At 64.7% G+C, this 8,080-nt stretch carries 6 protein-coding genes and 1 pseudogene; 5 read left to right on the forward strand and 2 right to left on the reverse strand.

All coding sequences use genetic code 11. From position 1 onward, the window contains the following. Position 1: 1 nt before the first annotated feature. Positions 2-640 carry a TetR/AcrR family transcriptional regulator gene (locus GLP40_RS21255; RefSeq protein ID WP_154789685.1) on the reverse strand — a complete coding sequence of 213 codons (639 nt, stop codon included), beginning with the start codon at positions 638-640 and terminating at the stop codon, positions 2-4. A 224-nt stretch (positions 641-864) separates the two neighbouring features. Next, positions 865-2,109, reverse strand: coding sequence for a PucR family transcriptional regulator (locus tag GLP40_RS21260; RefSeq protein ID WP_196054737.1), 1,245 nt, complete (start codon positions 2,107-2,109; stop codon positions 865-867). A gap of 272 nt (positions 2,110-2,381) precedes the next feature. On the opposite strand from GLP40_RS21260, the gene GLP40_RS21265 reads away from it, so the two are divergent. The 5 genes and pseudogenes from GLP40_RS21265 to GLP40_RS21285 all read left to right on the forward strand — a co-directional run. Continuing rightward, positions 2,382-3,908, forward strand: coding sequence for a flavin-containing monooxygenase (locus tag GLP40_RS21265; RefSeq protein ID WP_154789687.1), 1,527 nt, complete (start codon positions 2,382-2,384; stop codon positions 3,906-3,908). Then, a complete protein-coding gene (locus GLP40_RS21270; protein ID WP_328290476.1) occupies positions 3,905-4,771 on the forward strand; it encodes an alpha/beta fold hydrolase in 867 nt (288 codons plus the stop codon). Before GLP40_RS21265 ends, GLP40_RS21270 begins: the two co-directional genes overlap by 4 nt. 148 nt (positions 4,772-4,919) lie before the next feature. Then, positions 4,920-5,879: a 3-hydroxyacyl-CoA dehydrogenase gene (locus GLP40_RS21275; RefSeq protein ID WP_328290477.1), complete on the forward strand. Its 960-nt coding sequence runs from the start codon at positions 4,920-4,922 to the stop codon at positions 5,877-5,879. Between the two features lie 80 nt (positions 5,880-5,959). Beyond that, the gene (locus tag GLP40_RS21280) at positions 5,960-7,384 is read left to right on the forward strand and encodes a DUF1254 domain-containing protein (protein WP_154789688.1); all 1,425 of its coding nucleotides are present in this window, start codon (positions 5,960-5,962) and stop codon (positions 7,382-7,384) included. A 387-nt stretch (positions 7,385-7,771) separates the two neighbouring features. Beyond that, a pseudogene (locus GLP40_RS21285) lies at positions 7,772-8,080 on the forward strand (ammonium transporter); the annotation flags it as partial.

Here is an 8,080-nt window from a genome sequence, read left to right on the forward strand (position 1 = left end):
ACTACAGCTGCGGTTGTGGTGGCAGGGGAGCGGTGGTGAGTTTGAGTGCTGTTCGTTTGTTCATGCCGAACATGCGCAGTACGCGGAATGTCATGTCGTCGGTGAGTGCGTCGGCGTCGGCGTCGGGTCGTGCGTCGAGGAGTTGGAGGAGTCCGAGGAGGGACCCGCCGGCGGCCATGATGGCCATGTCGGGGTCCATGGGTTCGAATCGGCCCGCTTCTTGGGCGGCGATGATGTCCCGTCGGGCCCGGGGGACCAAACCTTCCTCACGCAAGAGAATCGACATGCCGGAATGCAAGAGCACCCGGACCATTTCGGGGATTTGTCGTTGGAGTCGTCCGGTCATGCGGAAGCTGACGGCGAAGACCTCGGCGGGGTCGTCGTAGAGTTCGACGATGCCGTCGCGCATTTCGCTGTAGACCGTCAGGACGGAGCGGACGGCTTCGTCGAACAGTTGGTCCTTGGATTCGAAGTGGTTGTAGAAGGAGCCGAAGCCGACGTCGGCGGCGTCGGTGATTTCTTGGATGCTGACGGCGGATCGTCCTTCGGACAGGAATTTGCGTGCTGCGCCGAGGAGGGCGTTGCGGGTGCGCTCGCGGCGCCGGTCGATACGGTTGCGCACTACAGGCTCGGCTGCCATGGTCCCTCTTCTACTCGAACCCCTCCGATAATCATATCTGAGGAATATATCAGACACGATTCTGCTTGCGGCTGCGTGGTGGTCGTGGAGTCGTGCCGTATGGGCCGGCTATCGCGAGGGCGGCCCGGCCACTGCTCAGCTCGACGCGCTGATCCCGGCTAAATGATGGAAGCATCAGAGCCGATGATTGACCTTGTAGGCGTGATCAGGGTCTGACCGGCACGTCATCGGATGCTGGCCCGTGGGATTTCGCCGTCGACGATCCCGATGACATGTGCGAGGTGGAGTGCGAGCTCGAGCGCCAAGCGGCGCTCTCCGACCGGTCTGCCGATCGCGAGTTCCGCTTGTTCGAGGCGGTATCGGACGGTGTTGTGGTGTATGCCGAGATTCGCGGCAGTCGCGCGAAAGTTGCTGTTGGAGGCGTAGAACGCCATCAGGGTTTCGCGGATGCGACGCGTCGTGCGGTCGTTGCTCGTCAAGGTGCCGAGTTCAGAGCTGACGAACTCCTGGCATCGCTCCGGGACGATCGAGCACATGGCTGCGATATCGACGTCGCGGTAGTAGGTCACCATGGCGGTGGAGGGAGCGGTCATCTCCGATACCCGCAGTGCGTCCAGGGCTTCTCTGTGGCTGTGGCGGAACCCGTCGAGACCGTTGGCCGGATTGCCGATGGCGACCAGGACCGGCACCGAGGGCGGCGGGACGCGAGGGTTATCGCCGGCAGGGCCGGGCAGCCAGCACCACATGGTGCGGATGTCGACACGAACGGTCAGCCCCGGTGTCCGGGTCGCCCGGCCCAGTTCGCGGACCGCCGCTTCGAGCGACGCGCCCGCGTCCGCATCGTTGGTCAAGGCGCGCAATACGATTGCCGTATGCCGTCCCGACAGCCGGTATCCCAATCGGTTTGTCGCATTGTCCACGTCGGTGTCCGGGCCGGAGAGCACGCGGCGAACGTCTTCGAGATGGGACAGCGAGCGTTCACGCGCGAGCCGCTCGTCTTCGTTTCGATACTCCTCCGATATTCGTTCGGTCATCAGATCGAGCCACGACAGGATGTACGAGGTGCCCGCTTTGGCGACCTCCACTGATCGGCGATCGTTGGGCCCGTATGCGTAGACCGCGTCCGACCACTGTTCGGTCAGTCGATGCGCGCCGATGCGGTAGCCCCGGATCACCGCCGTCAAAGGCAGCCCACGCTGCACGAGCGTGCGAGTGCGTTCGACGACTTCCGCTGACGGCGTGAACATTTCCAGCGGTACGCCGCGGGCCAGATAGTCGAGCACGATCAGGGTGTTCGCCCGGCATGTCGCCAGCACGATGTCCTCGATGCCCGGCTGCCGAGCCTCACCGACACGGTCCGTAATGAGTCGTGTGGCGTCCTCGGCGAGTGCGGGGCACCTCGGGACCAGTTCGCCGGCGACGGCTTGGACCGTCGCCTGGATCTCGTCGCCGCCCGGGAGCACATGCATGGCCACATGATGCCGACAACTATCCAAATGGTCAATTATTCGAATTCGCATTGACCATTTGACAGTGGTTGCCGTCACACCCTGGTTGGTAGCTTCATCAACGAAGCCGAACAAGGCCAGCTCACGCCCGTGTTTCCGGTGAATTACGGACGCGCTGAGTGGCGGAGGCATGTTGTGCGATCCGCACAAAGACTGTTCGCACGGAACGGGTCGACCACGATCCGCCGAGCGTGCGGACACCTGACCACGACGAAGATCAAGAGGAGTATCCAATGGGCGCGTTCGCCTCCGCAGAGAGACGGCTCGGGCACGTCGATGTACTGATTGTCGGCGCCGGGATCTCGGGTATCGGAATGGGCTGCCACCTCACGAGCAAGCAACCCGGTCGCGACTTCGCGATCGTCGACGGTCGCGATGCGATCGGTGGCACCTGGGATCTGTTCCGGTATCCGGGAATCAGGTCCGATTCCGACCTGCACACCTTCGGTTACGAGTTCAAGCCGTGGACGAGCGACAACGCGATCGCCGATGCCCACGAAATCCTGGACTATCTGCGTGAAGCGGTCGTCGAGCACGACCTCGAGCGCCGAATTCACCTCGGCCACAAGGTGTTGCGCGCGAACTGGTCGTCGGCGGATGACAAGTGGACCGTCACTTTGCGGCGAAGCGGTGATGAGCAGCTGATCGAGGTCACCTGCAACGTGCTGTTCTGTGCCTCCGGCTACTACGACTACACGGGCGGCTTCGACCCTGTCTTCGAAGGCCGGGAAGACTTTTCCGGACCGATCATCCATCCGCAGGCCTGGCCGGAGGGATTCGACTACACGGGCAAGAGGGTCGTCGTGATCGGGAGCGGCGCCACGGCCGTCACGATCGTGCCCGCGATGGCCGAGGACGCCGCCCACGTCACGATGCTTCAGCGATCGCCGTCCTATGTCCTCGCGGTTCCCCGACAGGATCCCGTCGCGAACACGCTGCGGCGCCTACTGCCGGATTCGCTCGCCTACCGGATCACCCGGCGCCTCAATCTTGCTCGCCAGCGGGGGATCTACCTCGGATGCAAGCGCTACCCGAAGCTGGCCCGTCGGCTGATCCGTGCCGCCAACCGACGACTTCTGCCCGATGGGTACGCCGTCGACACTCATTTCAACCCGGACTACAACCCCTGGGATCAGCGTCTGTGCATGGTTCCGGACGCGGATATGTTCAAGGCGATTTCCGCAGGACGAGCGTCGGTCGTCACCGATCGGATCTCGCGTTTCACCTCCGAAGGTATCCTGCTCGAATCCGGAGCGCACCTCGAGGCCGACGTCATCGTCACTGCCACCGGACTGCGGCTGCTTCCCTTCGGCGGTATCGAGGTGTCCGTGGACGGGCAGCCGGTCGACCCGGGCGATCGTCTGGCCTTCAAGGGCATGATGCTCAGTGGCGTCCCCAATTTCGCGTTCATATTCGGCTACACGAACACCTCATGGACGATGAAGGTGGACCTGGTCTGCGATCACCTTTGCCGGATTCTCGAGCACATGGACCGGCGCGGACACACGTCGTTCATGCCCGTCGACGACGACCCCACCGTCACGCGCAAGCCCATGCTCGACTTTCCCGCCGGATACGTGCAGCGTGCGATCCACCTCTTCCCCCAGCGAGGTTCGCACGATCCGTGGACGATCGATCAGCACTTCGGCCGCGACAAGGCCCTGCTGCGCGAGGGGCCGGTCGAGGATCCCGCACTGCGTTTCGCGACCCGGCGGCTCGATGCTCATGAGCCCTCGGCGGCAGAGCGAGTGATCGCGTGAACGTGCCGCACTACATCGACGTCGACGGTCGCCGGACCCGTGTCCGCGTCGCGGGCGATCCCGACCGGCCACCGATCCTGCTCCTGCACGGAATCGGCCGCAGCCTCGAGGACTGGGCGCCGCAGTTCCCGTTGCTGGCTGCTTCGCATCGAGTGATCGCCGTGGACATTCCCGGTTTCGGGTTCTCGGCCCGGCTCCGGGAAACGAGCAGCCTATCGGGGTTCGCGCGCGGTGTCGCGCGCACACTCGATGCGCTGGGGGAAATCCGACCCGTGCACATGGTGGGTAACTCCCTCGGCGGCGCCGTTGGGATGAGCCTGCTGGTCGCGGCGCCCGAACGAGTCGCGAGTCTGACGCTCGTCGATAGCGCCGGGTTCGGTTCGGAGGTGACCGCGTTACTCCGCCTGCTGGCGGTGCCGGGCCTCGGTCGTCTCGTCGCGGCGCACACCACACGGGCCGGTGCGCGCATGTTCGAGCGAACGATCTACGCCGATCCGGCATTGGCGACCAAGGCCAGGATCGAGCACGCACTGGCCATCGCCGAGCAACCCGATCCCGGATCGGTGACCTACGAAATCGCCCGGGCGCTCGCCAGTTGGCGGGAAGTCAGGCCGCAGTGGCGAGCGGCCTTGCTTGCGGCTATCGCCGAGCATCCTCGGCCCACTCTCATCGTGTGGGGCGATCGGGACCGCGTACTGCCGTCGCACCAGTTGTGTGCTGCCTCGCACCTCATCCCGCACGCCCGGACCCACTTGTTCGCCGGGATCGGCCACGCGCCTCAGATCGAATGCCCGAACGAATTCGCCGAGCTCATCACGGAATTCGTGCGGAGCCTGACCGAGACCGGAGCACAGCGACGCTGAACTCGGTCGCGCGCGGACCCAGCTTCGCGACTTCCTCACCGAGCGTGCTGCTCGCTGGCAGCTGCCGGAGAGTCATCGAGTTGGCCCGACCAATTCGGTTTCGTCAATCCCGCCCCACCCGACTACCCCCATTGAAAGGGGCTCTTTCGTGTCGAATCTGCAGAAGGTCACCGTCCTCGGCGGTGGCGTCCTCGGCGGCCAGATCGCCTGGCATTCCGCGTTCAAGGGCAAGGAGGTCGTCGTTTACGACATCTCCAACGCCGCCCTCGACCGTTGCCGGGCCGCGCATGAACAGTACGCGGCGATCTACCTCGCCGAGGTCGGTGCCACTGACCCCGACATTGCCGACACCCGCTCTCGTCTGACCTACACCACTGTTCTCGCCACCGCGGCCGCGGGCCGAGACCTCGTCATCGAAGCCGTCCCCGAGATCCCCGATCTCAAGATCCAGGTCTATCGGGAAATGGCGCCCCTACTCTCCCCGGACACCCTCGTCGCCACCAACTCCTCGACGCTGCTGCCCCGGGACTTCGCCGACGTGACGGGACGTCCCGCCAAGTACTGCGCGATGCATTTCGCCAACATGATCTGGGCGATGAACCTCCTCGAGATCATGGCCCATCCCGGAACAGCGGACGAAACGCTCGCCGCGGCCACCGAGTACGCCATCGAGATCGGCATGATCCCGATTCCCGTCCGCAAAGAACAGAACGGCTACATCCTCAACACCTGGTTCGTGCAACTGCTCAACGCGAGTCAGACCCTCGTCACGAACGGCATCGCCACCCCCGAGGACATCGACCGCACCTATTTGATCGTCAATCCCGGTGCGCCCCGAGGCCCGATGGGCGCCTTCGACATGGTGGGTATGGAAACGGCGTATAACGTTGTCGCCCATTGGGGTTCGGTGACCGGCGACGAGCAGATGCTCGCCAACGCCCGCTACATCAAGGAGAACTTCCTCGACAAGGGCAAGCTGGGTCTGCAAACCGGCGAGGGCTACTACACCTACCCCGATCCCGCGTACGCCGACCCCGGATTCCTCGCGGTGCCGGACATCTCCCGGGCAGCCGATATCGCCGCGTTGGCGCGGCCGCGGCAGCCCTGACACGGGCAGGCGGGGCGTCCGCGACCGAGACCCGCGCTGTGCTGAATTTCCAGGTCGTTCATCTCTATCCAGGAGGATCTTTGAGTTCCAGATCCCGTCGAGGCAGGGTCGCGGCGGCACTTGCCGCAGCGCTGATGCTCGCGGTCGCGCTGACGGCGTGTTCGAAGAGTTCATCGCCGTCGCCGAGCGAAACCGCGAAGGAGGACGCGGCGGTCAACGCCTACGTCTACACCTATCCGCTGGTGACGATGGAGGTCACGCGCCGGCAGGTGACGAACCTGCCACGCCCGAACGGGCGCACCGCGGCACCGATGAATCAGTTCGCCAATATGGCGTTTCTGCCCGATGCATCGTTCACCGCCGTGGTGCGCCCGAATGTCGACACCCTGTACTCGTCGATGTTCTACGACGTGTCCAAAGAGCCACTGGTGATCAGCGTTCCAGACATGGGTGATCGCTACCACCTGTTCCCGATCCTGGACATGTGGACCAATGTGCAGGCGTCGCCGGGCACCCGCACTCTCGGCGCGGGCCATGGATATCAGTTCGCGATCACCGGCCCGAGCTGGCACGGCACACTCCCGGCAGGAGTGCGCGAGTACAAGGTGCCGACCGACGGCGGCTGGGTCATCGGCCGGATCCAGGTCAACGGACCTGATGACATTCCCGCGGTCGCCGCGATCCAACGGCAGCTGACCGCCGCGCCTCTGAGTGCCTACGGCACCGCCTACACGCCACCGGACAACACCGAACTGCACCCGGACTGGCCCACTGGTCAAGAGGTCGCGGCCTACATTCACAACCTCACCCCGCAGCAGTACTGGGACCTGTACTACTCGAGCCTGTCGCACAACCAGCCGCGACCGGAGGATAAGGGGCTGCTCGACCAGTTGGCCGCAGCCGGGTGGACACCGGACAAGAAGCTGGATCTGAGCCAGCTGCCGGAGCCCGACCGCGGAGTGTGGCAAGATGCGTGGCCCAAGGCGCTGTCGAAGATCGAGATCGATCTCGCTGGTGCACCGGTCAACGGCTGGAACGTCGCACGCACGGGGATGGGCGCCTACGGGACCGATTACGCGCGGCGCGCCAACATCGCGCACGGCGGGCTCGGCGCGAACCTGCCCGAGGACGCGATCTACCCGAACACCCGCACCGACGCGACCACCGCAAGGCTGAACTCCGACCGGAACTACGCACTGCATTTCGCCCCCGATCAGATTCCGCCGGTGCACGCGTTCTGGTCGCTGACCATGTACAACGACAAGGGCTTTTTCATCGCCAACCCCATCAATCGGTACGCGGTACGTGGCGAGCAGCTACACAAGAACCCTGACGGCTCGGTGGACGTCTACATCCAACGCGGAAATCCCGGCGCGGAGCGGGAATCCAACTGGCTCCCGGCTCCGGTATCGGGTGACTTCAATCTGGTGCTGCGCTTGTACTGGCCCGACACCAATATTGTCGACGGCACCTGGAATCCGACTGGAATCACGATTACACACTGACCATCCATGCGGTGTGGTCGGCGAGGATCGTCGGCCACTCCGCACAGCAAGAACTCGGTGAAGACAGGACGAGATCATGCCCGTCCGCCCCGCATCGACCTTCGGGTGTCACCGGAGATCGGCGAATACGTCCCACCGTGGCGCCCCACGTTCCATTGCTTGCCGTCGAGCCCGCCGAGCATCGCCATTGGTCAACGCGCACAAAGCATCTCGATACCCGGCAGGTGCGAACAGCGGCTGGCGGCCGTCCACCGGGTCGCCGCGCTCATCAAACCGCTGCCGCCCCGCCCCTTCTGATTCCCCGGACTTCCGGGCGGCTCACCGAACCCGGTGGGCGCCCGGAAGCCGGACACACGTTACAACTCGCTTTGCGATGAGGAAGTCGCCATGAAATTTCACACCTTTGCGCTGACAGCGTTCTCCGCTGTCACGAGCGTCGCCATCAGCGCCGCGACGGCGGCGGCGACGCCGGACGCGACGGCTCCGGCCATCTCCTATCACGCTTTCGCGGCGGGGGATTCGGTGGTCACCACCTTGCGGGACGGCACGTTCGAGCTGGCCGCCGACCAGCGGTCGGTGACAGTGAGCGATGCACTCGGGCATGTGCTCGACACCTTGCCGTTGGCCGCCGAGGTCGATGGCCGGCAGCTGCCGATCCGGCCGGAGATCTCCGGCGACGCGCGCACTCTGACCCTC

The organism is Nocardia aurantiaca, assembly GCF_009708175.1.
GTDB classification, from domain to species: Bacteria; Actinomycetota; Actinomycetes; order Mycobacteriales; family Mycobacteriaceae; genus Nocardia; species Nocardia aurantiaca.